The sequence below is a fragment of the Curvibacter lanceolatus ATCC 14669 genome (assembly GCF_000381265.1).
GTDB classification, from domain to species: domain Bacteria; phylum Pseudomonadota; class Gammaproteobacteria; order Burkholderiales; family Burkholderiaceae_C; genus Curvibacter; species Curvibacter lanceolatus.
The window spans coordinates 71,918-94,262 of sequence record NZ_KB906253.1 but is presented as its reverse complement, the minus strand read 5'-3'; the positions used below and the strand labels follow the sequence as shown (position 1 = coordinate 94,262).

Annotated in this window: 20 protein-coding genes; 11 read left to right on the top strand and 9 right to left on the bottom strand. The window is 68.2% G+C overall.

The genetic code is table 11. The annotated features are described in order from the left end of the window. Window positions 1-5: 5 nt before the first annotated feature. Window positions 6-953, bottom strand: coding sequence for a LysR family transcriptional regulator (locus F624_RS0100465; protein WP_019572276.1), 948 nt, complete (start codon window positions 951-953; stop codon window positions 6-8). 198 nt (window positions 954-1,151) lie between these two features. On the opposite strand from F624_RS0100465, the gene F624_RS0100460 reads away from it, so the two are divergent. From F624_RS0100460 to F624_RS0100450, 3 genes are all read left to right on the top strand, one after another. Next, on the top strand, window positions 1,152-2,144 hold the full coding sequence (locus tag F624_RS0100460) for an MBL fold metallo-hydrolase (RefSeq protein WP_019572275.1): 993 nt from the start codon (window positions 1,152-1,154) through the stop codon (window positions 2,142-2,144). Window positions 2,145-2,303: 159 nt separating this feature from the next. After that, window positions 2,304-2,606 carry a type II toxin-antitoxin system Phd/YefM family antitoxin gene (locus F624_RS0100455; protein ID WP_019572274.1) on the top strand — a complete coding sequence of 101 codons (303 nt, stop codon included), beginning with the start codon at window positions 2,304-2,306 and terminating at the stop codon, window positions 2,604-2,606. Window positions 2,607-2,625: 19 nt separating this feature from the next. Continuing rightward, the gene (locus tag F624_RS0100450; RefSeq protein ID WP_019572273.1) at window positions 2,626-3,015 is read left to right on the top strand and encodes a type II toxin-antitoxin system RelE/ParE family toxin; all 390 of its coding nucleotides are present in this window, start codon (window positions 2,626-2,628) and stop codon (window positions 3,013-3,015) included. Between the two features lie 28 nt (window positions 3,016-3,043). Here the strand turns inward: F624_RS0100450 and F624_RS0100445 are convergent, their stop codons facing one another. Then, entirely contained in the window at window positions 3,044-3,652 is a 609-nt protein-coding gene (locus F624_RS0100445; protein WP_019572272.1) for a class I SAM-dependent methyltransferase, read from the bottom strand. A gap of 170 nt (window positions 3,653-3,822) precedes the next feature. Between F624_RS0100445 and F624_RS0100440 the strand changes: the two genes are divergently transcribed. Then, window positions 3,823-5,958: a TonB-dependent siderophore receptor gene (locus F624_RS0100440; RefSeq protein ID WP_051107290.1), complete on the top strand. Its 2,136-nt coding sequence runs from the start codon at window positions 3,823-3,825 to the stop codon at window positions 5,956-5,958. Window positions 5,959-5,991: 33 nt separating this feature from the next. On the opposite strand, the gene arsC is transcribed toward F624_RS0100440, so the two are convergent. Genes arsC through F624_RS0100415 form a run of 5 tightly spaced genes read right to left on the bottom strand, consistent with a single transcriptional unit; the run spans window position 5,992 to window position 8,922 of the window. Continuing rightward, window positions 5,992-6,414 carry an arsenate reductase (glutaredoxin) gene (arsC, locus tag F624_RS0100435; RefSeq protein WP_019572270.1) on the bottom strand — a complete coding sequence of 141 codons (423 nt, stop codon included), beginning with the start codon at window positions 6,412-6,414 and terminating at the stop codon, window positions 5,992-5,994. 59 nt (window positions 6,415-6,473) lie between these two features. Then, the gene (gene arsB / locus F624_RS0100430; RefSeq protein ID WP_211224121.1) at window positions 6,474-7,529 is read right to left on the bottom strand and encodes an ACR3 family arsenite efflux transporter; all 1,056 of its coding nucleotides are present in this window, start codon (window positions 7,527-7,529) and stop codon (window positions 6,474-6,476) included. 14 nt (window positions 7,530-7,543) lie between these two features. Beyond that, window positions 7,544-8,077 carry an arsenate reductase ArsC gene (locus tag F624_RS0100425; RefSeq protein ID WP_019572268.1) on the bottom strand — a complete coding sequence of 178 codons (534 nt, stop codon included), beginning with the start codon at window positions 8,075-8,077 and terminating at the stop codon, window positions 7,544-7,546. 11 nt (window positions 8,078-8,088) lie between these two features. After that, the gene (locus tag F624_RS0100420; RefSeq protein ID WP_019572267.1) at window positions 8,089-8,580 is read right to left on the bottom strand and encodes an ArsI/CadI family heavy metal resistance metalloenzyme; all 492 of its coding nucleotides are present in this window, start codon (window positions 8,578-8,580) and stop codon (window positions 8,089-8,091) included. A gap of 15 nt (window positions 8,581-8,595) precedes the next feature. Further along, window positions 8,596-8,922, bottom strand: coding sequence for an ArsR/SmtB family transcription factor (locus tag F624_RS0100415; RefSeq protein ID WP_019572266.1), 327 nt, complete (start codon window positions 8,920-8,922; stop codon window positions 8,596-8,598). Window positions 8,923-9,009: 87 nt separating this feature from the next. Between F624_RS0100415 and F624_RS0100410 the strand changes: the two genes are divergently transcribed. The 5 genes from F624_RS0100410 (at window position 9,010) to F624_RS0100390 (ending at window position 17,842) form a co-directional block, all read left to right on the top strand. Further along, window positions 9,010-9,930 carry a LysR family transcriptional regulator gene (locus F624_RS0100410; protein WP_019572265.1) on the top strand — a complete coding sequence of 307 codons (921 nt, stop codon included), beginning with the start codon at window positions 9,010-9,012 and terminating at the stop codon, window positions 9,928-9,930. Window positions 9,931-10,151: 221 nt separating this feature from the next. Then, window positions 10,152-11,015: a putative hydro-lyase gene (locus F624_RS0100405; RefSeq protein WP_019572264.1), complete on the top strand. Its 864-nt coding sequence runs from the start codon at window positions 10,152-10,154 to the stop codon at window positions 11,013-11,015. 127 nt (window positions 11,016-11,142) lie between these two features. After that, window positions 11,143-12,390 (top strand): MFS transporter, encoded by a 1,248-nt coding sequence (locus F624_RS0100400; protein ID WP_019572263.1) that lies wholly within the window; start codon window positions 11,143-11,145, stop codon window positions 12,388-12,390. Between the two features lie 32 nt (window positions 12,391-12,422). Beyond that, window positions 12,423-16,163 (top strand): hydantoinase B/oxoprolinase family protein, encoded by a 3,741-nt coding sequence (locus F624_RS0100395; RefSeq protein ID WP_019572262.1) that lies wholly within the window; start codon window positions 12,423-12,425, stop codon window positions 16,161-16,163. Window positions 16,164-16,252: 89 nt separating this feature from the next. After that, window positions 16,253-17,842: a methyl-accepting chemotaxis protein gene (locus F624_RS0100390; RefSeq protein WP_019572261.1), complete on the top strand. Its 1,590-nt coding sequence runs from the start codon at window positions 16,253-16,255 to the stop codon at window positions 17,840-17,842. A 25-nt stretch (window positions 17,843-17,867) separates the two neighbouring features. Here F624_RS0100390 and F624_RS0100385 read toward each other — a convergent pair whose 3' ends face one another. Together F624_RS0100385 and F624_RS0100380 are read right to left on the bottom strand one after the other, a co-directional pair. Further along, the gene (locus F624_RS0100385) at window positions 17,868-18,764 is read right to left on the bottom strand and encodes an MBL fold metallo-hydrolase (RefSeq protein ID WP_019572260.1); all 897 of its coding nucleotides are present in this window, start codon (window positions 18,762-18,764) and stop codon (window positions 17,868-17,870) included. Further along, window positions 18,761-19,810, bottom strand: coding sequence for a Bug family tripartite tricarboxylate transporter substrate binding protein (locus F624_RS0100380; RefSeq protein ID WP_169426504.1), 1,050 nt, complete (start codon window positions 19,808-19,810; stop codon window positions 18,761-18,763). The genes F624_RS0100385 and F624_RS0100380 overlap by 4 nt, the downstream gene beginning before the upstream one ends. A 121-nt stretch (window positions 19,811-19,931) precedes the next feature. Here F624_RS0100380 and F624_RS0100375 point away from each other — a divergent pair, with 121 nt between their 5' ends. Together F624_RS0100375 and F624_RS0100370 are read left to right on the top strand one after the other, a co-directional pair. Beyond that, window positions 19,932-20,828, top strand: a complete 897-nt coding sequence (locus F624_RS0100375; RefSeq protein ID WP_019572258.1) for a LysR family transcriptional regulator — start codon at window positions 19,932-19,934, stop codon at window positions 20,826-20,828. Window positions 20,829-20,966: 138 nt separating this feature from the next. Beyond that, window positions 20,967-22,016 carry a succinylglutamate desuccinylase/aspartoacylase family protein gene (locus F624_RS0100370; RefSeq protein ID WP_019572257.1) on the top strand — a complete coding sequence of 350 codons (1,050 nt, stop codon included), beginning with the start codon at window positions 20,967-20,969 and terminating at the stop codon, window positions 22,014-22,016. Window positions 22,017-22,345 lie beyond the last annotated feature (329 nt).

Sequence of the window (22,345 nt, the reverse complement as noted above, 5' to 3'; positions counted from 1 at the left end):
GCCTGTCAGGCCGGGATGGCCTCGGGCGCGGCCGCCGGCACCTGATCCCACCACGCCGGCTCACCGATGGCAGCCCGCAAATGGGCCATGAACAGTCTGGCCCGCTGTGTGCGGCCCCGGCCGGGGGCGCGCACGGCGTGGATGCCGGGCAGGCCGTCGGCCGGGGGCGCTGTCAGCTCGTGTGGGAACAGCGCCACCAGGTTGCCGTCGCGCAGGTGATCGCTGACCACCCAGGTGGCGATGTGCAGCACGCCCAGGCCGCCCAGCGCGGCCTGCAGCATCCCGTCCTTGTCGTCGGTGCGAAAGCGCCCGCGCACCGCCAGCGGCTGGTTGCGGTTGACGCCTGCGTAGCGCCAGATGAAGGACGGCGCCGGCGGCGTGGCCACGCTGATGCATTCGTGCTGCAGCAGGTCCATGGGCGATGCCGGCCGCCCGGCCCGCGCCAGGTAGGCCGGGCTGGCGCAGGTGACGAGGCGCACCGGCGCCAGCAGCGTGGCTTGCAGATCGCTGTCGGGCAACACGCCGATGCGGATGGCCACATCCACGCCCTGCTCGGCCAGGTCGATCACCTGGTCGCTGAGGTGCAGATCCACCTCCACGCCGGGGTACTGGTGCACGAAGCTGGCCACCGCAGGCACCACGTGCCGGCGCCCGAACACGGTGGGTGCGGCCACCGTCAGCGGGCCACGAGGCAGGTCGTCCAGCTGGTGCAGCGCGTCGCGGGCGGCGGCGATCTCGCTGAGGATGGTGCGGGCGCGTGGCACAAACTGCTCACCCGCGTCCGTCAGGTGGATGCGGCGCGAGCTGCGGTGGAACAGCGGCGTGCCCAGCTCGGCCTCCAGGGCATCCACCTTGCGGGTGACCGAGGACACCGCCACGTCCTGCTGGCGCGCTACCTCAGAAAAGTTGCCACTGCTGGCCACGGCGAGAAAGGTCTTGAGGGAATCGATCATGGAGCGGATGGGCACAAGCCCGGGTCAGGTGGCGAAACGCGGGGCCGCATGCGGGAATGCACGCAGTGACTTTGCAAACATCGCAAAGATACTTTGCATATCTTCTTATTGTTCGGTTTTTTGCAAAAACCAACAATAGCCTCTGTCAGCGATTCCTCCCTGCAACCCCTGCGGCCCTGGCCGCGACAAGGACCTTTCATGAAGACAAAACGCACCTCTGTTGTTCACACCCAGGCCACCCGCCTTGGCCTGGCCTTGGCACTCGCCCTGGGCAGCCTGGCCGGCACGGCCGGCGTGGCCCAGGCCGCAGCCCCCATGCAGAAAACCCAGGCCCCGGGCTGGTACCGCCTGATGGTGGGCAGCTTCGAAGTGACCGCACTCAGCGACGGTACGGTGAACCTGCCGGTAGACCAACTGCTGCACGCCCCCAAGGGCCGCGTGGCCGAGGGCCTGAAAAAGCACTACCTGCAGGCCCCGCTGGAGACCTCGGTCAACGGCTTCCTGATCAACACCGGCAGCCGCCTGGTGCTGGTCGATGCGGGCGCCGGCGCCCTGTTCGGCCCCACGCTGGGGCGCCTGTCGGCCCAGATCAAGGCCGCGGGCTACCAGCCCGAGCAGGTGGACGACATCGTCATCACCCATATGCACCCCGACCACGTGGGCGGGCTGGTGGCTGAGGGCCAGGTGGTGTTCCCCAACGCCACCGTGCACGCCGACCAGGCCGACAAGGACTTCTGGCTCTCGCCCGCCAGCCTGGCCGCCGCACCCGATGCGCAAAAAGGCTTCTTCCAGGGTGCCATGGCCTCGCTCAACCCCTACGCCGATGCCGGCAAGCTCAAGACCTTCCAGGCCGACGGCGAGATCGTGCCCGGTCTGCGCAGCCAGGCCGCCCATGGCCACACCCCGGGCCACAACGTGTATGTGCTGGAGAGCGAAGGCAAGCGCCTGGTGCTGCTGGGCGACCTGATCCACGTGGCCTCGGTGCAGCTCGAATCACCCGAGGTGACCATCGGCTTCGACAGCGACGAGCCCCAGGCCCGTGCCGCCCGCACCCGCCTGTTCAAGAGCCTGGCCCAAAGCGGCAGCCTGGTGGCGGTGGCGCACTTCCCCTTCCCCGGCGTGGGCCGCCTGCGCGCCATGGGCAAGGGCTTTGTGTGGGAGCCGCTGAACTACAGCAGCCAGGTGAAGTGAGGCCTGGGCGGCGCCCGCATGGAGCGCCGATCTCCATGTGGCGCCCCGCCTGACAGCGTCGACGCGCCCTGCAGCAGGTCCATCGGCGCTGGCCTTCCCTGGCCTGCACCACGCACGTATGATGTGCAGAATTCTGTACAAACCCCGAAAGACGCTGCCATGGCCATTTCTGCTGCTGACGTGGTTCCGCTGTCGCAAGCACGGGCCAACCTGTCTGAACTTGCCCAGCAGGTGAAAGCCGGCGCTGAGAAGATCATCACCAAGAACGGTGAAAGCTACGTGGCCCTCATTGACGCCCAACGGCTGGACTACTACCACCAGTTGGAACGCGAAAGAATACATCTGCAGCTGATCACGGAAGCCAGCCAAGGCTTGGCGGATATTTCAGCGGGCAAAGTCAAAGACGCGCGCACCACGCTGTCCGCCCTCCAACGCCGCCGCGCCGCCCGCGCGGCTGGCTGAATCGAAGCCTGCGCCGATCGTGACTGCAGGCCTTCGCATCCAACTCACCGCCAACTTCGAACGCAACCTGGAAACCATTGAGGCGTTCCTGACCGAAGCCGAGGCCGCGCAAGCCTTCGATGCCTTGCTGGACGAACTGATGGGCACCGTGATCCCGAATCTGGAGCGATTTCCTGGCATGGGACGCTTGTTTCTGGAACGCCCGGTTCGTTCGGTCGAAGTGGCCAATGAACTGAGCCGCTTGACGCAGCAACTGGCGGCGCTCGGCCAGGACGGCAAACTGCGCGAGTACGTGATGACACACCACCTGTTGCTGTACGCCCGATTCAAGGAGGACCTGTTTTTTCTGTCCATCCGGCATCAGCGCCAGCTGTCATTTGATTTTGAGGCGCTCTGGCTGCAGCCCTGAACGAGCTCGTAAGGTGAAACCAACGATCTCAGCGTCCCCCCAGACATTCCAGCTCAAACAAAGGCAGATCGGCCTGGCGGCTCAGCCAGACACCGCCACCCAGTTCAACAAAGCCTTCTGACAGGCCACGCCGGTACAGCGCGGCACGGTGGCGGAACAAGCGGGAATCGGTCAGGTCTTCGTCGATGATGTCGCGCTCGTAGTCCTCACGGGCCACGGCCTCGACATACAGCGCACCCTTGCACAGGCGGGCCAGGTTGCGCAGGGCCAGGGCCAGGTCGGTGGGGCTCAGGTAGGGCAGCACACCCTGGCAGATCACCAGATCGAAGGGCTGGGCGCTGGCGTAATCCACCACCGAGCCCTTTTGCCAACCGTAACGCTCGCACAGGTAGTCGCTGTACTCCACGCCCTGGTAGCTGGCACCCGGAAAGTGGCGCGTGATGGCCTCGCGCCACAGGCCGATGCCGCAACCCACATCGAGCACCCGTTGCACCGGCACACGCACGTACTGCAGGTAGTGGCAGACAAAGGCGCCCAGGCGCTCGGCATGGCCGGCATCCACCACGCGGGTCTTCTTGTCAAAGTAAAAGCGTTGGTAATACGCCTCGTCAAACCACTGCTCGCTTGCTGATTGCACACCTGTTCCTTGTCACCAAAACCCCCTCCCGCAGGGGGAGCCGGGAGTATGGCGCAGGCCCGCCCTGGTTCGGGCAGCTTTGACTGCAGTTTTTGACATCGGTTTCAAATGCGAATCATTCTCATACAATTCAGGCTTTGACATCACAACTGGCCCTGCAGGCCTGCCCCATGCCCATCCTGATTCGCCCCAAGCGCCACCCAGCCCTGTCCATTTTGCTGTTCACCGGCATGGCCCTGCCAGGGGCCCAGGCGCAGACCACCGCCCCAGCACGCGATGGCACTGAAGAAGCTGCACTGAAGACCGTGACCGTGCAACAGGCCCGTGCCGCAGGGTTTGTGCCCGAGACGGTCGAGGCCGGCACCTTTCGAGGTGCCTCGGTGATGGAGGTGCCCTCCACCGTCAACGTGGTCACCCGCGAGGTGCTGGAGCTTCAAGGCGCCAGCGGCCTGTACGATGCCCTGCGCAACACCGCCGGGGTGACACGCCAGCAAAACGGCGGCGAGACCTGGGACCAGTTGGTGATCCGCGGCATGCCGGTGGAGAACCGCACCAACTACCGCCTCAACGGCTCGATGCCGATCATGAACTTTGCCCAGATCCCCATGGAGGACAAGGAACGCGTCGAGGTGCTCAAGGGCGCGTCGGCCCTGTATTACGGCTTCACCTCGCCGGCCGGGGTGGTCAACTTCGTCACCAAGCGTGCGGGGGCCCAGCCCGTGAACTCGATCGGCATGACGCTGGACAACCAGGGCCGGGCCATCGCCAGCGCCGAGATGGCGCGCCGCTTCGGCAGCGAGCAGGAGTTCGGCCTGCGCCTGAACGCGGCCGGCGGCTCGCTGGGCTCCTACCTCGAAGGCACAGGCAAGGGCCAGCGCCGATTTGCCTCGGCGGCCCTCGATTGGCGCGTCAACAGCCGCCTGAAGCTGCAGGCCGACCTGTCTTATGACAAGCGTCAGACCAACGAACAGATCGGCATCAACCTGCCCACGGCCGTGAACGGCACGATCACCCTGCCGCACCCGGTGGACGCGCGCAAGCTGGTGGCCCCCGCCAACACGGCGTTCGACACCGAGTCGAGCCTGGCCCAGGTGCGGGCCGACTACGCGCTCAGCGATCAATGGGCCCTGACGCTGGAGGCCGGTCACTCCCAGACCCTGCGCGACCGCAACCTGGCCATCTTCCGCTTCAACGACCAAGCCTCCATCGCGACCGGCGCCGGGCGCATCACCGGCAACAGCCAGCACCTGGCTGTGGGCTCGGACCTGCTGCGCGCCGAGCTGTTCGGCAGCGTGCAGGCCCTGGGCCTGCGCCATGAGCTGACCCTGGGCCTGAGCCGCACCGACAAAACGCAGGACCCGGTCTACCAACGCAGCTACAGCGTGGCATCGCAAAACCTGTACAGCCCGGTGCCGCTCACCAGCGTGGTCTGGGGTGCCCTGCCCACCAGCCCCACCACGGCCGGGCTCAAGACCAGCGACACCGGCCTGTATGCGGTCGACCGCATCGAGCTGCGCCCGGGCTGGCAGGTGATTGCAGGCCTGCGCCACACCCACTACCGCAGCGAGCAAGGCACCGCCCTGTACGACGTGGCCAAGACCACCCCGATGGCCGCGCTGATCCACCAGCTCAGCCCCCAGGTCTCGGCCTACGCCAGCTACGCACAAGGTCTGGAGGAAGGCGAGGCCGGCCCCACCGGCACGGTGAACCAGAACGTGCGCCTGGCGCCGGGCGTGAGCCGGCAGCAGGAGCTGGGTGTGCGCTGGCAACGGCCGGCCGGTCTGCTGCTGTCGGCCGCGGTGTTCGACATCCGCCGCCCGGGCTACTACACCAACAGCAGCAATGTGTATGTGGCCGATGGCCAGCAGCGTTACCAAGGCCTGGAGCTGGCCGCCCAGGGGCCGCTCACGCGCCAATGGTCCTGGCAGGGCTCGGCCCAGTGGCTGGACCCGCGCTTTCGCCACGTGAGCAGTGCCTACGAGGGCAAGCTGCCCGAGAACGCCTCGCGCCAGACCCTGAGCAACTTCGTGTCGTATGACGTGCCGGCCCTGCCCGGCCTGTCGGTCAACGCGGGCGCCTACACCACCGGGCGGCGGCCGGTGAACGACCTGAACCAGGCCTGGCTGCCCGGCGTGACCCTGTACAGCCTGGGCGCCCGCTACGTGGACCGTACCCTGGGCCAGCGCAGCACCTGGCAGATCAACATCGACAACGCGGCCGACAAGCAGTATTGGGCCGCGGGGGGTACCCGCCTCGCCGCCGGAGCACCGCGCACACTGAAGGCCTCGCTGAAGGTGGATTTCTGATCTACGGCCACAAGCCCAAAGGCATCACCAGCCTCAGACCCTGCGGCCCTGCCCGTCCACCACGGCTTGGCCGTCTTCCTTGGTGAAGGCGGCCTGCTGCGGCTGGGGCAGCAGGTCCAGCACCTGCTCGGAGGGACGGCACAGGCGCGTGCCCAAGGGGCTGACCACGATGGGGCGGTTGATCAGGATGGGGTGGGCCAGCATGGCGTCCACCAGCTGGGCGTCGCTGGTGCCAGGGGCATCCAGGCCCAGCTCCTTGAACACGGCCTCCTTGGTGCGCACCAGCTCGATCACCGGCTGGCCGGTGGCGGCGATCAGGGCCAGCAGCTGTGCGCGATCGGGCGGGGTCTTGAGGTACAGGATGACCTCGGGCTCGACGCCGCTGTTGCGGATCATGGCCAGGGTGTTGCGCGAGGTGCCGCACGAAGGGTTGTGGTAGATGGTGATGTTGCTCATGGGTTGCATTGTTCCAAAGTCTGGTGGCCAAAATCGAGTGGCAAAGGGCAGAAGGCCTGTCAGCTGCGCTCATACCAGGGCTTGCTGCGCTTGACCAGGTGCACCACCAGCAGCATCACGGGCACCTCGATCAGCACGCCCACCACGGTGGCCAGCGCGGCACCCGATTGAAAGCCGAACAGGCTGATGGCGGCCGCCACTGCCAGCTCGAAGAAGTTGCTGGCACCGATCAGGGCCGATGGGCAGGCCACGTTGTGCTTTTCGCCCAGCACGCGGTTGAGCCAGTAGGCCAGCGCCGAGTTGAAGAACACCTGGATCAGGATGGGCACCGCCAGCAGGGCGATCACCAGCGGCTGTTTCAGCAGGGCCTCGCCCTGAAAGGCGAACAGCAGCACCAGCGTGGCCAGCAAGGCGGCCATCGACCACGGGCCGATGCGCGCCAGCGCGGCCTCCAGGGCCTGGGGCCCCCGCGCCAGAAGGGATTTGCGCAGCCATTGCGACAGGATGACCGGGATCACGATGTACAGCAGCACCGAGGCCAGCAGCGTGGCCCAAGGCACGGTGATGGCCGAGATGCCCAGCAAGAAGCCCACCAGGGGTGCGAACGCCACCACCATGATGCTGTCGTTGAGCGCCACCTGCGACAGCGTGAACAGCGGGTCGCCGTGGGTGAGGCGGCTCCAGACGAACACCATGGCGGTGCAGGGCGCGGCCGCGAGCAGGATCAGGCCGGCGATGTAGCTGTCGAGCTGATCGGCCGGCAACAGCGGGGCAAACCAGTGGCGGATGAACAGCCAGCCCAGAAACGCCATCGAGAACGGCTTGACCAGCCAGTTCACGAACAGGGTCACGCCGATGCCACGCACGTGCTGGCGCACTTCACCCAGCGCCGAGAAGTCGACCTTCACCAGCATGGGGATGACCATGACCCAGATCAGCAGCCCCACCGGCAGGTTGACCTGGGCCACCTCCATGCGGCCGATGGCCTGGAACAGGCCGGGGAACAGCTGGCCCAGCGCAATGCCGGCCACGATGCACAGAAAGACCCACAGCGTGAGGTAGCGCTCAAACACGCTCATGGGCGCTGGGGTCGGGGTGTCGGAGAGGGCAGTCATTCAGGGGCTCCGCGTCAGGCCTGGGCCAGTTGCCGGGCACTGCCCTGCAGCACGGCGTGGGCGAGTTTCTCGGGGGGCAGGTTGCACAGCAACTGCAGGCGCTGCTGCAACAGGTGCAGGGTCTGGCGGAAGGCCTCCAGCTTGTGGGCCTCGTCACCGTCGCCGGCGGAAGGGTCGGCATAGCCCCAGTGGGCCGTGGCCGGGTGGCCTGGCCAGACCGGGCAGACTTCGCCCGCTGCGTCATCGCACACCGTGATGATCAGGTCCATGTGCGGCGCATCGGGGCCGGCGAACTCGTCCCAGCTTTTGCTGCGCAGGCCCTCGGTCGAGAGGCCGGCACGGCTCAGCACCTGCAAACCCAGCGGGTTGGGCATCTGCCCGGGGCGCGGGCTGCTGCCGGCCGAGTAGGCCTTGAAGCGACCGGCGCCCATGTCATTGAGCAGGGCCTCGGCCAGGATGCTGCGGGCCGAGTTGTGGGTGCAGAGGAACAGAACGTTCAGGGCTGCCGTGGGCGCAGCAAGCGGATGGGAGGGGCTGGCAAGGGTCATGGCGTCAGGTATCAGCAGCAGGATTTCGGGGATGGGGTGGATGCGCCGGGCGTGGCCCGCGGCGCGCAGCAGGCATTTGCAGCCGGCACCGGCGCACAACAGGCCGCCGTCTGAACAGGGGCTGGTGCCTCATTGAACACAGGAATGTTTTCCAGCGTGTGAAAGTGCTCCCAGGCAATGCCCTGCGGATCGGTCACCCAGTGCTTTTCGCTGCGCGCATAGCAGCAGGTGGTCTCACCCTCATCGAGCAGGGCCATGTCGGCCCCGGTGGCACGCTGCTTGAGGGCATCGAGCTCCTCCGCGCTGTCGGTCTGGAAGCCGAAATGGTCCAGGCCGGGCTGACTGCCGCGGGTGGAGATCGCAAAGTTGAGCGGCGGATCCGTCAGCATCCACTTGGCGTAGTCGCTTTCCACACGGGCCGGCTCGGCCGCGAAAAGCTGCTGGTAGAAGCGGACACTGGCCTGCAGGTCATCGACATGCAGATGGACATGGAAGCGTTTCATGGCGGACTCTTTCTTTCAGCAAGGGCAAGCGGTTGAGGCAGACGAGGCGGCACAGGGCTGGCCCTGGCAGCAGTTGTCGGTCAGGTAGGCCAGCACGGCGTTCATGCGCTCGAAGCGGGCGCGGTAGATCAGGTTGCGCCCAACGCGCTCCTGGCTGACCAGCTCGGCATGCACCAGCTCCTTGAGGTGGAACGACAGCGTGTTGGGCGCCAGGCCCAGGGCCTCGGCCACCGCGCCCGGGGTGAGGCCGGCCTCGCCCGCCACCACCAGGGCCCGGAAGATCTCCAGGCGTGAGGCCTGCGCCAACGCAGCCAGCGCTTTGACGACGGAGCTTGATTCCATATTTCCACTTTCGTTGAACTATTGAATTTTAAACAGATTCGAGGATGAACGGTCAAGTGCCGGCCTCGGCGTCCACAATCAGCGCCCATGAACCTGCGATTCGTCGAGGCCTTTCACTGGGCCGCCTCGCTCAAAAGCATCACGCGCGCGGCCGAGAAGCTGCACATCACGCAATCGGCCATGTCCAACCGCATCGCCTCGCTCGAAGAAGAGCTGGGCGTGGTGCTGCTGGACCGGCGCGAGAAGCAGTTCCGCCTCACCGTGGCGGGCCAGCGTTTTCAGCTGCATGCCCAACGCCTGCTGGAGCTGCAGCGCCAGGTCAAGCAGGAGCTGGGCTCGGGCAGTGGCGGACCGATGGCGCTGCGCATCGGGGCCATCGAATCGGTGGTGCACAGCTGGCTGCCCGGCTGGTTGCAGGAGATGCGGCAGCAGCACCCCGACTTCGAGCTGGAGCTGACGGTGGAAACCTCGCCCGTGCTGGTGGACCAGATCCGGCGCGGCGCGCAAGACCTGGTGTTCACCTCGATCGCGGGCAGCGACAGCGAGGTGCACACCCGGCTGATGCCGGCCATGGAGATGGTCTTTGTGGGGCACAAGGCGCTGCACGCCCAGGCCCGCTACGCCCTGGCCGACCTGGCCCAGCACGACCTGATCACCTTTCAGCGCGGCTCGCAGCCACACCAGAGCCTGCTGCAACGCTTTCAGGAAGCCGGGCTGCCGGCGCCACGCATCCACGCCATCTCATCGATTTCGGCGATGGTGCAGCTGGTGGAAGGGGGTTTTGGCATTGCCACCCTGCCCCGCGCGGCCACGAGGCACCTGTCCAGCCGCCTGTTGCTGCGCATCCTGCGCTCGGACGTGACGCTGGCGCCCCTGCCCATCCACGCGAGCTACCGCGCCGATCCGGGCTCGGGGGTGGCCGAATCAGTGCTCGAATCGGCCCAGGCCTACGTGGGGCGCACCAAGCCGGTTCGTCGAAGCCGCACCAGCCCCGCAGCCAGTGCCTGACCGCCCCCGTCTTGCACCCCGCTGGTGCCACCACACCCTCGGGTAAGTCCTGATGGCCTTGGCACGGATTTCGCAATATCGAGAATTCTCGCGGCTTCATCGATTTTTTCGATGACAAACACAGCAAATTTCGCGTTGGATTCAAGGCGCGGCGGCTTCCACAATCCGCCCCATCGCCAACGATCACGCCCGATGCGTGATGGCTCTTGAAGACACGCACCATGAACCGCCCGAGCACCGCCACCCCATCCAGCGCCCCCTCCAGCGCGCCCTCCACTGCGTCGCCCCAAGGCCTGCCCGGCCCCGAAGCCAGCGCCCTCGAAGTGCGGCTGGCCGCCCGCTCAGGCCAGTTGCAAGGCCACACCAGCGGCCTGGCCCGCGAACACGTGCAGGTCAACCTGGCCATCCTGCCGCAGGATCTGGCCGAAGACTTCAAGCGCTTTTGCGAACTCAACCCCACGCCCTGCCCGCTGCTGGCCGTGTCCGAGCCCGGCTCGCCCGCCCTGCCGGGCCTGGGGCTGGACCTGGATGTGCGCACCGATGTGCCGCGCTACCACGTGTGGCGCCACGGCGAACGCGTGGCCGAGACCACCGACCTGCGCGACTGGTGGCGCGACGACCTGGTGACCTTTGCCCTGGGCTGCTCGTTCTCCTTCGAGCACGCCCTGCTGGAAGCCGGCATCGCGCTGCGCCATGTCGAGCAGGGCCTGAACGTGGCCATGTACCGCAGCAACATCCCCACCCAATCGGCCGGCGTGTTCCGTGGCCCCACCGTGGTGTCGATGCGCCCCCTGAAGGCAGCCGACGCGATCCGCGCCGTGCAGATCACCGCCCGCACACCGCAGGTGCACGGCGCCCCGATCCACATCGGTGACCCCGCCCTGATCGGCATCGCCGACCTGAGCCGCCCCGACTACGGCGACGCCGTGGCCGTGCACGCCAACGAACTGCCCGTGTTCTGGGCTTGTGGCGTGACCCCGCAGGCGGCCATCGCTGCCGCCCGCCCCGCGTTCTGCATCACGCATGCGCCGGGCCACATGCTGGTCACCGACCGGCTCAACCGCGAACTGCGGCAAGCGCACTGAGCGCCGCGGGCCTGGTGCCCGCCTCCTATCCGAATCATTCAGGCCCCAACGTCCCGTGCGCGGGGGCCGGGATCAGCACAACCCGGTTTTTCTTCACCCTCCCTCAACCCTCAACCAGAACCTCCCCATGTGGCTACAACAAACAACCCCTTCTGAGCGCCGCACGCTCACCGCCACCTTCGCCGGCTATGGCGTGGACGGCTTTGACTACATGATCTACACCTTCCTGATCCCCACCTTGTTGGCTGCCTGGAACATGAGCAAGGCCGAGGCCGGCTACATCGCCACCGGCGCGCTGCTGACCTCGGCAGTGGGCGGCTGGGCCGCCGGCGTGCTGGCCGACCGCTATGGCCGGGTGCGCGTGCTGCAGTGGACGGTGCTGTGGTTTGCGCTGTTCACCTTCCTGAGCGGCTTCACCAACTCCTTCGGCCAGCTGTTCTTCACCCGCGCCATGCAGGGCTTCGGCATGGGCGGCGAATGGGCCGTGGGCTCGGTGCTGATCGCCGAGACCATCTCGGCGCGCCACCGTGGCAAGGCCGCCGGCCTGGTGCAAAGCAGCTGGGCCGTGGGCTGGGCCGCCTCGGCCTTGGCCTTCTGGGGCATGTACGCGGTGCTGCCGCCCGAGCAGGCCTGGAAGGTGCTGTTCTGGATCGGCATCCTGCCGGCCGTGCTGATCCTGTACATCCGCCGCAACCTGGGTGAGCCCGAGGTGTACCTGGCCGAGCAGGCCCGCCTGCGTGCCAGCGGCCAGCGCAGCAACTTCCTGCGCATCTTCCACCCCAGCCTGCTGCGCACCACGGTGCTGGCCAGCCTGCTGGCCACCGGCATGCAGGGCGCCTACTACTCGGTGACCACCTGGCTGCCCACCTTCCTGAAGACCGAGCGTCACCTCTCGGTGCTGGGCACCAGCACCTACCTGCTGGTCTTGATTGCCGGCTCGTTTGTGGGCTACCTGACCAGCGCCTGGCTGTCGGACGCCATCGGCCGACGCCGCTGCTTCATCCTGTTTGCCGCCATGGGCGCCGCCCTGGTGCTGAGCTACACCCAGATCCCCATCACCGACAGCCTGATGCTGGTGCTGGGCTTCCCGCTGGGCTTCTTCCTGTCGGGCATCTTCTCGGGCATGGGCGCCTTCCTGTCGGAGCTGTTCCCCGGTGACGTGCGCGGTTCGGGCCAGGGCTTCAGCTACAACTTCGGCCGCGCCATCGGCACCATCTGCCCGGCCCTGATCGGCCAACTCAGCGCCACCCTGCCCCTGGGCCAGACCATCGGCTGGATTTCGGCCATCTGCTACGGCCTCGTGATCGTCGCCGCCCTGGCCCTGCCCGAAACCCAGGGCCGTGAACTGAGCCCCAGCGCCGCACCGGCGCGCTGACCCTTCCCTGCCATTTTTGATCGAGCAAGAGCATGTCTTCCTCCACGACCCTCCCCCTTGAAAACACAACCCCCAACAACGCCAGTGACAACGCCTTGTGGGAGTTCTGGATCGACCGCGGCGGCACCTTCACCGACCTGGTGGGCCGCGACCCGGCCGGTGAATTCCACACCCTGAAGATGCTGTCGGAAAACCCCGAGCAGTACCGCGATGCCGCCGTCGAAGGCATCCGCCGCCTGCTGGGCCTGCAGCCCGGCGAGGCCATCACGCCGCAGCGCGTGGCCTGCGTCAAGATGGGCACCACCGTGGCCACCAACGCCTTGCTGGAGCGCAAGGGCGATCGCACCCTGCTGGTCACCACCCAGGGCTTTCGCGATGCCTTGCGCATCGCCACCCAGGCCCGCCCCCAGCTGTTCGCCCGCCACATCGAACTGCCCGAGCTGCTGTACGAGCGCGTGGTCGAGGCCCAGGAGCGCGTGGACGCCGACGGCGGCCTGGTGCTGCCGCTGGACACAGCCGCCCTGCGCCAGGCCCTGCAGGCCGCCTTTGACGATGGCCTGCGCGCCTGCGCCATCGTCTTCATGCACGGCTACCGATACCCGCAGCACGAGCTGCAGGCCGAGGCCCTGGCACGCGAGATCGGCTTCAGCCAGATCTCGGTGTCGCACCGCGTCAGCCCGCTGATCAAGTTCGTGCCGCGCGGCGACACCACCGTGGTCGATGCCTACCTGTCGCCCATCCTGCGCCGCTATGTCGAGCAGGTGGCCCAGCAGATGCCGGGCGTTCCCCTGTACTTCATGCAAAGCTCGGGCGGCCTCACCGAGGCCCAGCGCTTCCAGGGCAAGGACGCCATCCTGTCGGGACCAGCCGGCGGCATCGTGGGCATGGTGCGCACCGCCGTAGCGGCCGGTCACGACAAGGTGATCGGCTTTGACATGGGCGGCACCTCGACCGATGTGAGCCACTACGCCGGCGAGTTCGAACGCACCTTCGACACCGAGGTGGCCGGCGTGCGCATGCGCGCCCCCATGATGAGCATCCACACGGTGGCCGCAGGCGGCGGCTCCATCATCAGCTTTGACGGTGCCCGCCTGCGCGTGGGCCCCGAGTCGGCCGGCGCCAACCCCGGCCCGGCCAGCTACCGCCGCGGTGGCCCGCTGGCCACCACCGATGCCAATGTGATGCTGGGCCGCATCCAGCCGCAGTGGTTCCCGCAGGTGTTCGGACCGGCGGCCGACCAGCCGCTGGACCGGGGCGTGGTGCAGCAGCGCTTTGAAGCCATGGCCGTGGCCATGGTGGCCGCCAGCGGCCGCCCCACCCGCGCCGAAGAGGTGGCGGCCGGCGCACTGCAGATCGCCGTGGGCAGCATGGCCAACGCGGTCAAGCGCATCTCGGTGGCCCGGGGTTATGACGTCACCCACTACACGCTGCAGTGCTTTGGCGGCGCCGGCGGCCAGCACGCCTGCCTGGTGGCCGATGCGCTGGGCATGACCCGGGTGCTGGCCCACCCCTTCGCGGGGGTACTCTCGGCCTATGGCATGGGCCTGGCCGACCAGATCGCGCTGCGCGAGACCTCGATCGAGTTGCCGCTGGACGCCGCCGGCCTGGCCACCGCCGCGCAGCAGGGGGCGGCTCTGCAGGCCCAGGCCGAGAGCGAGCTGAGCAGCCAGGGCCTGGGCGCCAGCGCCCTGCAGACCCGTTTTCAACTGCAGCTGCGCTACGCCGGCACCGACACCGCCCTGCCCTGCCCCTACGAGCCGGTGGCCTCGGCCCCCGAGGCCCTGGCCGCGCTGCGCGACCATTTCGAGACGGCCTACCGCCAGCGCTTCGCCTTTCTGATGCCCGAGCGCGAGCTGGTGATCGAGGCCGTGAACGTGGAATGCACCCTGCCCGGGGTGAGCACCACCCGCCAGGCCCAGGCCCGGCCCGCCGTCGAGCACGCGGCCAGCGCCGTCTCCAGCGTGCGCATGTACTGCCTGCAAGACGATGCCCCGGCCGGCTGGCGTGACGCCGCCCTGTACCAGCGCGAGGCCCTGGCCGCCGGCGCCACCCTGAACGGCCCGGCGGTGATCGCCGAGCGCAACTCGACCACCGTGGTCGAGCCCGGCTGGCAGGCGCAGATGGGGGCCGATGGCTGCCTGCTGCTGCAGCGCGTGCAGGCCCGCAGCACCGTGCACGCCGTGGGCACCCAGGTCGACCCGGTGATGCTCGAGGTGTTCAACAACCTGTTCATGAACATCGCCGAGCAGATGGGCCTGCGCCTGCAGAACACCGCCTACTCGGTCAACATCAAGGAGCGGCTCGACTTCAGCTGCGCGGTGTTCGACGCGGCCGGTCAGCTGATCGCCAACGCGCCCCACATGCCGGTGCACCTGGGCTCGATGAGCGAGTCGATCCGCAGCGTGGTCGAGCGCAACCCCGACATGCAGCCCGGCAACGTGTATGTGCTCAACGACCCCTACCACGGCGGCACCCACCTGCCCGACATCACCGTGGTCACCCCGGTGTACCTGCAAGACGGCGACGCCCAGCCCAGCTTCTTCGTGGCCTCGCGCGGGCACCATGCCGACGTGGGCGGCACCACCCCCGGCTCGATGCCGCCCTTCTCGAGTCGCATCGAAGAAGAAGGCGTGCTGATCGACAACTTCCTGCTGGTCGAGCGCGGCGTGCTGCGCGAGGCCGAGATGCTGGCCCTGCTGCAAAGTGGCCCCTACCCCAGCAGGAACCCGGCCCAGAACCTGGCCGATCTGCGCGCCCAGATCGCCGCCAATGAAAAGGGCACGCAAGAACTCAAGGCCATGGTGGCCCGCTACGGCCGCGCCACCGTGGCCGCCTACATGCAACACGTGCAAGACAACGCCGAAGAATCGGTGCGCCGCGTGATCACCGCCCTGAAAGACGGCCAGTACACCTTGCCGCTGGACAACGGCGCGCAGATCCAGGTGGCGGTACGGGTGGACCCGGTGCGCCGCTGCGCGGTGGTCGACTTCAGCGGCACCAGCCGCCAACTGCGCAACAACTTCAATGCCCCCAAGGCCATCACCATGGCCGCGGTGTTGTATGTGTTCCGCACCCTGGTGGACGACGCGATTCCGCTGAATGCGGGCTGCCTCAAGCCCATCGAGGTCATCGTGCCCGAAGGCTGCATGCTGAACCCGCGCGCGCCCGCCGCCGTGGTGGCCGGCAATGTCGAAACCTCCAGCTGCGTGACCAATGCGCTGTATGGCGCGCTGGGGGTGATGGCCGCGGCCCAGTGCACCATGAACAACTTCACCTTTGGTGATGCCGAGCACCAGTACTACGAGACCATCTCGGGCGGCTCGGGCGCCGGAGCCGGCTTTGCCGGGACCAGCGTGGTGCAGACCCACATGACCAACTCGCGCCTGACCGACCCCGAGATCCTCGAGCTGCGCTACCCCGTTCGCCTGGAAACCTACGAGATCCGGGCCGGCTCGGGCGGCAAGGGCCAGTGGCAGGGCGGCGATGGCGGCAGCCGGCGGGTGCGCTTTCTGCGCCCCATGACGGCCTCGATCCTGAGCAACAACCGCCTGCAGGGTGCCTTCGGTGCCGCCGGGGGCCAGGCCGGCGAACCGGGCTGCAACCGCGTGCTGCGTGCCGATGGCCGCACCGAGACCCTGGAGCACATCGGCCAGGTCGAGATGGGGGTGGGCGATGTGTTTGTCATCGACACCCCGGGCGGCGGCGGCTACGGCGCGCCCACGGCCGAGCCCAGTGCGGCCCGCCAGACCCAAGCGCTGGCCCCCGTGGCCTGAAGGGCTGATCCCCCGCATGCGGCCCCAGGGGGCGCTTGCGGGGGCCTGCCTCCTCTCCCCCCAACCCACCCCGTCTGGAGCCGATCACCATGCCCACCTTGTCCCTGCGTCAAAAACTCTGGCTGCCGCTGGTGCTGGCCTGGCTCAGCCTGCTGGCCCTCAGCGTGTTCCATGCCTGGCAATCGCGCGAGCTGCAGTTCGAAGCCCGGCGCGCCGCGCTGGCCGACATCACCGACATGTCGCTCAGCCTGGTGCGCGACCTGGCCCGCCAGGCCAGCGAAGGCAAGCTCACCGAGGCCGAGGCACGCCAGCAGGCCCTGGCCCGCCTGGCCGCCCAGCGCTACGGCAAAGATGGCTATGTGACCGTGGTGGGCGCCGACTCGGTGATCGCCATGCACCCCATCAAGCCCGAGCTGCAGGGGCGCAACATGCTCGCCTTCAAGGACGCCAAGGGCACGCCGCTGTATGTGAACATCGCTGCCGCGGGGGCCTCGGCCGAAAGCCATGGCTATGTGGACTACTGGTGGCCGCGCCCGCAAAGCGAGGCGCCCAGCCCCAAGATCGCCTGGGTGGTGCGCTTCAAGCCCTGGGGCTGGGACCTGGTGGCGGGCGACTATGTGGATGACATCGAGCAAGGCTTTCACCGCGCTTTGCTGCAGTCGGGCGCCGCCCTGCTGGTGCTGGGCCTGCTGATGTCGGCCCTGAGTGCGGTGCTGGCACGCAGCATCGAGCGCGCGGTGGGCGGTGAGCCCGTCCAGGTGGCGCGCCAGGCCCTGAGCATGGCCGAAGGTGACCTGGCCAGCGAACTCGCCCCCCGCGGCGCAGACCCCCACAGCCTGGCCCATGCCGTGAACCACCTGCGGCTGCAGATGGGCCACAGCCTGGCCCAGGTGCGCGAAGCCACCACCACCATCGATCACGCGGCGCGCGAGATCGCCCAGGGCAACCTGGACCTGTCGCAGCGCACCGAGGCCCAGGCCAGCGCCCTGCAGCAGACAGCGGCCACCATGGACCAATTCAGCACCACGGTGCAGCACAACGCCGACAACGCCCATCAGGCCAAACAGCTGGCCCAGAACGCCTCCGAGGTGGCCAGCCGGGGCGGCAGCGTGGTGGCCCAGGTGGTGCACACCATGAAGGACATCAACGACAGCTCACGCCGCATCGGCGACATCATCGGGGTGATCGACAGCATCGCCTTCCAGACCAACATCCTGGCGCTGAACGCGGCGGTGGAGGCGGCCCGCGCGGGCGAGCAGGGCCGCGGCTTTGCCGTGGTCGCCAGCGAGGTGCGCCAGCTGGCCGGCCGCAGCGCCGAGGCGGCGTGCCAGATCAAGACCCTGATCCACACCAGCGTGGGCCAAGTGGCCCAGGGCAGCACCCTGGTCGATCAGGCCGGCCAGACCATGGACGAGGTGGTGAGCGCCATCCGCCAGGTCAGCGACATCGTGAGCCAGATCAGCGCCGCCAGCGCCGAACAAAGCGCCGGCGTGGGCCAGATCGGCCGAGCCATCAACCAGCTCGATGAAACCACCCAGCAAAACGCCGCCCTGGTCGAAGAAGCCAGCGCCGCCACCCATTCACTGGCCGCCCAGGTGGCCGTGCTGCGCGAACAGCTGGCCTTGTTCAGGCTGGGGCCGGTGCCGGCGGGGCGGACGCTGGCATTGGGCAGGGTCTGAGCCCGCCCATTTGCAGGCTGGCCACTCAGACCGGCACCCAGCGCCAGGCCTCGCCCACCGCCTGCACCCGGCCGACCGAGCTGCCCGGAAAGTGCGAGCTGAAGTACAAGGCCTGGCGCTCGCTCAGCTCGGCCAGCACGGCCCGGCGGGTGGCGCTGGCACGGGCCGGGTCGTCGCAGAAGACCGAGCTCAGACCCGGTGCCAGCACCTGCAGCGGGTGGTGCATCACATCGCCGCTGAACAGGGCGTGCTGGCCCTCTGAACTCAGCCACAGGCTCATGTGGCCCGCGGTGTGGCCCGGGGTGGGCACCATGGTCAGGCCCGGGGCGATCACGGTGGGTTCGAAGGCGATGGGCTGGTGCAGACCGGCCTGCACCACGGGCTCGACGCTGTCGCGCCACACCGCGGCCAGGTGGCCGGTGTGCTGGCGGATGTGCGCCAACTCAGGGGCCGGGAATCGGTAACAGGCCCGGGTGAACAGGGGCTGCCAGCGGCCATCCAGCCAATGCGTGTTCCAGCCCACGTGGTCGGTGTGCAGGTGGGTGTTGATCACAAGGTCGACCTGGTCAGGCTGTACACCGCTGGCAAGCAGGCGGCTCAGGTAGGGCGTGGCCAGCTGATGGAAGATGGCTTTGCCCGGCCGCTCGCGCCCGTTGCCGATGCCGGTGTCCAGGATCACGGTCTGACCGGGTCGGCGCAGCACCCAGCTGTGGATGCTCAGGCGCAGACAGCGGCCCTCATCGGCGGTGGTGCTGGCATCGGCCCAGGCGGTGCGCGGTGGCGCAGTGGCTTCATCCCAGGCCGGAAACAGGAACGCGGGCGCAAAGCTGTCGACGCAGCGCTCCTCCACCTTCCAGACAGACCACTCGCCGACACGGTAAATGGGCTGGCCTGGGGTCGGGGTGCCAATCAACTCGCTCATTGCAGGTTCTCCACGGTGATGTTCCTGGCGCGGATCAGGCGTTGCCAGAACACGGATTCGGCCTTCTGCCGGCTGGCCAGTTGCTCGGGCGTGCCGCCACCGGGCTCCACCCCGGCGGCCCGCAAGGCGGTCTGGGCCTCGGGGGTCTTGAGCCAGGCATTGACCTCGCGGCCCAGGCGCTCGCGCAGATCGGCGGGCACGCCCCGGGGCGCGAATAGGCCCACCCACTGCTCGACAGCGTAATCCTTGAAGCCCAGCTCGGCCAGCGTGGGCAGGCTCGGGTCCAAGGTGCTGCGCTGGGCCGAGGTGACGCCCAGGATCTGCACCTTGCCGTCGCGCTGGGCCGCCAGCGCCCAGGGCACCTGGGCCAGGGCGAACTCGATGTGCCCGCCCAGCAAGGCGGCGTAGGCCGGGGTGGCGCCCTGGTAGGGGAGGTGGTTCAGATCCACACCGCTTTGCTGCTCCAGCAGGGCGAAGGCCAGGTGGGCCGTGCTGCCGATGCCCCACGTGCCGTAGCTGGCGCTGCCGGGCTTGTCGCGCGCCAGGCGCTGCAGGTCCTGGGCGTTGCGCACGTTCACCCCGGCGCGCTCGACCACCGCCATGGGCACACGGCCCAGCTCGATCACGGGGTCGAAGGCATTGGCGGCGTCGTAGCGCAGGGTTTTGGCAAACAGCAGGGGGTTGACCACCTGGGTGTCGACATTGCCCATGAAGAAGGTGTAGCCGTCGGCCGGGCTGGCCGCGGCATAGCCTGCGCCCACCATGCCGCTGGCGCCCGGCTTGTTCTCGACGATGACAGGCTGGCGCAGGCGCGCGCCCAGGCCGTTGGCCAGCGCGCGCGAGGTGCCATCCACCGCGCCGCCCGGCGCCCAGGGCACGATGAGGCGGATCGGCTTGTCGGGGTTCCAGGCTGGCGCGGCAGCCGGTGCTGCAGGGGCAGTCGCTGTGCTGGCCAGGCCAAAGCCCGGCTGAGCGAGCAAGGCCACAAAACACTGGATCACGGCCGTGCGGCGAGTAGCGGAGCGGGGATGCGGATGGGGCGTCATGAGGGGCACCTGTTGGGGTTGAGGGTGCCATCCACTATGCTGAGCGCCCATCGACACCACAATTCATTCTTTCTGCTTGCTTGATGCCCTGAAAGCATCACCCTACTGAGGGCCCCATGCCATGGAACTGCGCCATCTCCGTTATTTCGCCATGGTGGCCGAGCACCAGAGTGTGCGCGCCGCCTCGGAACACCTGTACGTGACCCAGCCCGCCGTGTCGCGCCAGATTCAAGACCTGGAGGCCGAACTGGGCGTGAGCCTGTTCGAGCGCAGCAGCCGCGGCCTGCGCCTGACCGAGGCCGGCCTGGCCTTCCAGGCCGATACCCAGCGCATCCTGGCTGCCGTGCAAGAGGCCAAGCGCTCGGTGCAGTTGCGGGCCGCCGGGTTGCTGGGCAGCCTGCGCCTGGGCCTGATCGAGAGCGCAGGCTGGGATGGCCTGGTGCCCGAGGCCATCGGCCGCCTGCAGCAGGAGGCGCCGGGCCTGCGCATCCAGCTGTTTCCGATGAGCACGCCGCAGCAACTGGCGGCCTTGCACGAGGGCGGCCTGGACGGCGGCTTCATCTACCCTTTTGAGCCCCTGGACGCGGCGCTGCAGTGCACGGCCCTGGCCCGGCACGACGTGATCCTGGCCGTGCCCGAGGGCTCGCGCCTGGCCCAGCGCCCGCTGGTGCAGGCCAGCGAACTGTCCGACGAGCCCTTTGTGATGTTCGAGCGCCCGGTGTACCCGGCCTACCACGACCGCCTGATGGGGGCCTGTACCCAGGCCGGCCTGACGCCGCGCATCGTGCAGGAGGTGGGCAGTGAATCGGCCGTGCTGTCGCTGGTGTCGGCGGGCATCGGCATCGCCCTGGTCAATGCGGCCAACCGGGGCCGGCCGCCGGCCCGGGTGCGCTTTGTGCCCCTGGCCGATGTGTCGGTTCCCCTGAGCCTGTCGTTTGCCTGCCGGCGCGAAGGCGCCAGCCCCGGCCTGCAGCGGTTTCTGAGCGCGCTGCAACAACCGGCGCCGTCACCACAATGATGCCTTCAGAGCATCACTAACACCAATCAACAGCATTGGAAGTTTCCGGGCATTGAATCGATAGTCCGGGTGCACCGGGCCGGTCGGCCCGCAGCGATGGGCGCTGCGGCGGCGGCCCGTTGAAACGGTACATCTCCCATGCCCCAAGTTGCCGCGGCGCCAACGCCCCCGTCCTCCCGCCCCTCCCTGATCAGCACCGACATCGACTTTGACCGGCCCGGCCTGCAATCAGGTCACCTGCGCCTGCCCTACTCGCACGACCGCTCGGGCTATGGCCACATCCCGGTGCCCATCGCGGTGCTCAACCAGGGCCCTGGCCCCACCCTGCTGCTGACCGGGGGCAACCATGGCGATGAGTTTGAAGGCCCCATCGCCTTGATGAAGCTGATGCGGCGCCTGCCGCAACTGCAGATCCAGGGCCGCTTGATCGTCATCCCGGGGCTGAATTTCCCGGCCCTGATGCAGGGCACCCGCACCTCGCCCATCGACCAGGGCAACCTGAACCGCGCCTTTCCGGGCCAGCGCAACGGCAGCCTGACCGAAATGCTGGCGCACTACGTGGACAGTGTGCTGTTCCCGCTGGCCGATGTGGCCTTCGATCTGCATGCCGGCGGCGCCTCCACCCACTACCTGCCCACCGTGCTGGCGGCCTGGCCCTCCGACCCCGCCCAGGCCGACACCTACAGCCGCCTGGTGCAACACCTGGGCGCACCCCGCACCCTGGTGATGGACCTGCTGGGCGAAGACCGCACCTTTGGCGCCGCAGCCGACCGCCATGGCCTGCTGTTCTTCTGCGGCGAGTTTGGCGGCCAGGCCGTGTGCAACCCCCAGGGCCTGGCCCTGGCCGAGACCTGCATCGAGCGTCTGATGCAGGGCATGGGGCTGCTGCCCCCAACGCTGGACGCCCTGCCACCCGAGGCCACCCACCTTTACCGCGTTGAGGGCGATGCCCACTATGTGTTCGCCCCGGTGCCCGGCCTGTTTGAGCCGGCCTTTCAGTTGGGCGACGAGGTGCAGGCCGGTCAGATCGCGGGTTGGATTCACGACCCCACCCAGCCCGGCGCCCCAGCCACTGAGATCCGCTTCAAAGGCGCCGGCCTGGCGCTTTGCATCCGTGCCTTGGCCCGGGTGGAGGCAGGGGATTGCCTGGGGCACTTGGCCAGCCGTGTTCCGGCCGGTCAAGTCTGAGGCCCGCCAAAAGCCTGAATCGATCGCGTGGCTGGCCGCCCGCAAGGGCATGGCCGGGGCCCGGTCGCTGTCACATCGCACGGGCGTGCCGCTGCCGGCAGCCGCCGCAATGGCACCAGGTGCCACTGCAGCAAAGCCCGCCCAAGCTATCCGCAGCGGCTTTGCCGGCGTGCTGGGCCGTCATGACCTGTGACCTACCCTGGTGCTGGGGTGAATGAGCGCTCCGGCCGGCCGCTGGTGTACTGGTTTCTGTGATCAACCGGCGCAGGGCAAGGCTGCGAAATCCGGGGCGATTATCAGAAATGCCGGGCTCGCAACCGCAAGCCGAA

Coding starts and splice junctions, on each gene's coding strand:
- F624_RS0100415 (WP_019572266.1), bottom strand. CDS start 8,922: ATGGAATCAAGCTCCGTCGTCAAAGCGCTGGCTGCGTTGGCGCAGGCC.
- F624_RS0100385 (WP_019572260.1), bottom strand. CDS start 18,764: ATGAGCGAGTTGATTGGCACCCCGACCCCAGGCCAGCCCATTTACCGT.
- F624_RS0100370 (WP_019572257.1), top strand. CDS start 20,967: ATGCCCCAAGTTGCCGCGGCGCCAACGCCCCCGTCCTCCCGCCCCTCC.
- F624_RS0100440 (WP_051107290.1), top strand. CDS start 3,823: ATGCCCATCCTGATTCGCCCCAAGCGCCACCCAGCCCTGTCCATTTTG.
- F624_RS0100410 (WP_019572265.1), top strand. CDS start 9,010: ATGAACCTGCGATTCGTCGAGGCCTTTCACTGGGCCGCCTCGCTCAAA.
- F624_RS0100425 (WP_019572268.1), bottom strand. CDS start 8,077: ATGACCCTTGCCAGCCCCTCCCATCCGCTTGCTGCGCCCACGGCAGCC.
- F624_RS0100460 (WP_019572275.1), top strand. CDS start 1,152: ATGAAGACAAAACGCACCTCTGTTGTTCACACCCAGGCCACCCGCCTT.
- F624_RS0100390 (WP_019572261.1), top strand. CDS start 16,253: ATGCCCACCTTGTCCCTGCGTCAAAAACTCTGGCTGCCGCTGGTGCTG.
- arsB (WP_211224121.1), bottom strand. CDS start 7,529: ATGACTGCCCTCTCCGACACCCCGACCCCAGCGCCCATGAGCGTGTTT.
- F624_RS0100395 (WP_019572262.1), top strand. CDS start 12,423: ATGTCTTCCTCCACGACCCTCCCCCTTGAAAACACAACCCCCAACAAC.
- F624_RS0100380 (WP_169426504.1), bottom strand. CDS start 19,810: ATGACGCCCCATCCGCATCCCCGCTCCGCTACTCGCCGCACGGCCGTG.
- F624_RS0100465 (WP_019572276.1), bottom strand. CDS start 953: ATGATCGATTCCCTCAAGACCTTTCTCGCCGTGGCCAGCAGTGGCAAC.
- arsC (WP_019572270.1), bottom strand. CDS start 6,414: ATGAGCAACATCACCATCTACCACAACCCTTCGTGCGGCACCTCGCGC.
- F624_RS0100455 (WP_019572274.1), top strand. CDS start 2,304: ATGGCCATTTCTGCTGCTGACGTGGTTCCGCTGTCGCAAGCACGGGCC.
- F624_RS0100420 (WP_019572267.1), bottom strand. CDS start 8,580: ATGAAACGCTTCCATGTCCATCTGCATGTCGATGACCTGCAGGCCAGT.
- F624_RS0100405 (WP_019572264.1), top strand. CDS start 10,152: ATGAACCGCCCGAGCACCGCCACCCCATCCAGCGCCCCCTCCAGCGCG.
- F624_RS0100400 (WP_019572263.1), top strand. CDS start 11,143: ATGTGGCTACAACAAACAACCCCTTCTGAGCGCCGCACGCTCACCGCC.
- F624_RS0100375 (WP_019572258.1), top strand. CDS start 19,932: ATGGAACTGCGCCATCTCCGTTATTTCGCCATGGTGGCCGAGCACCAG.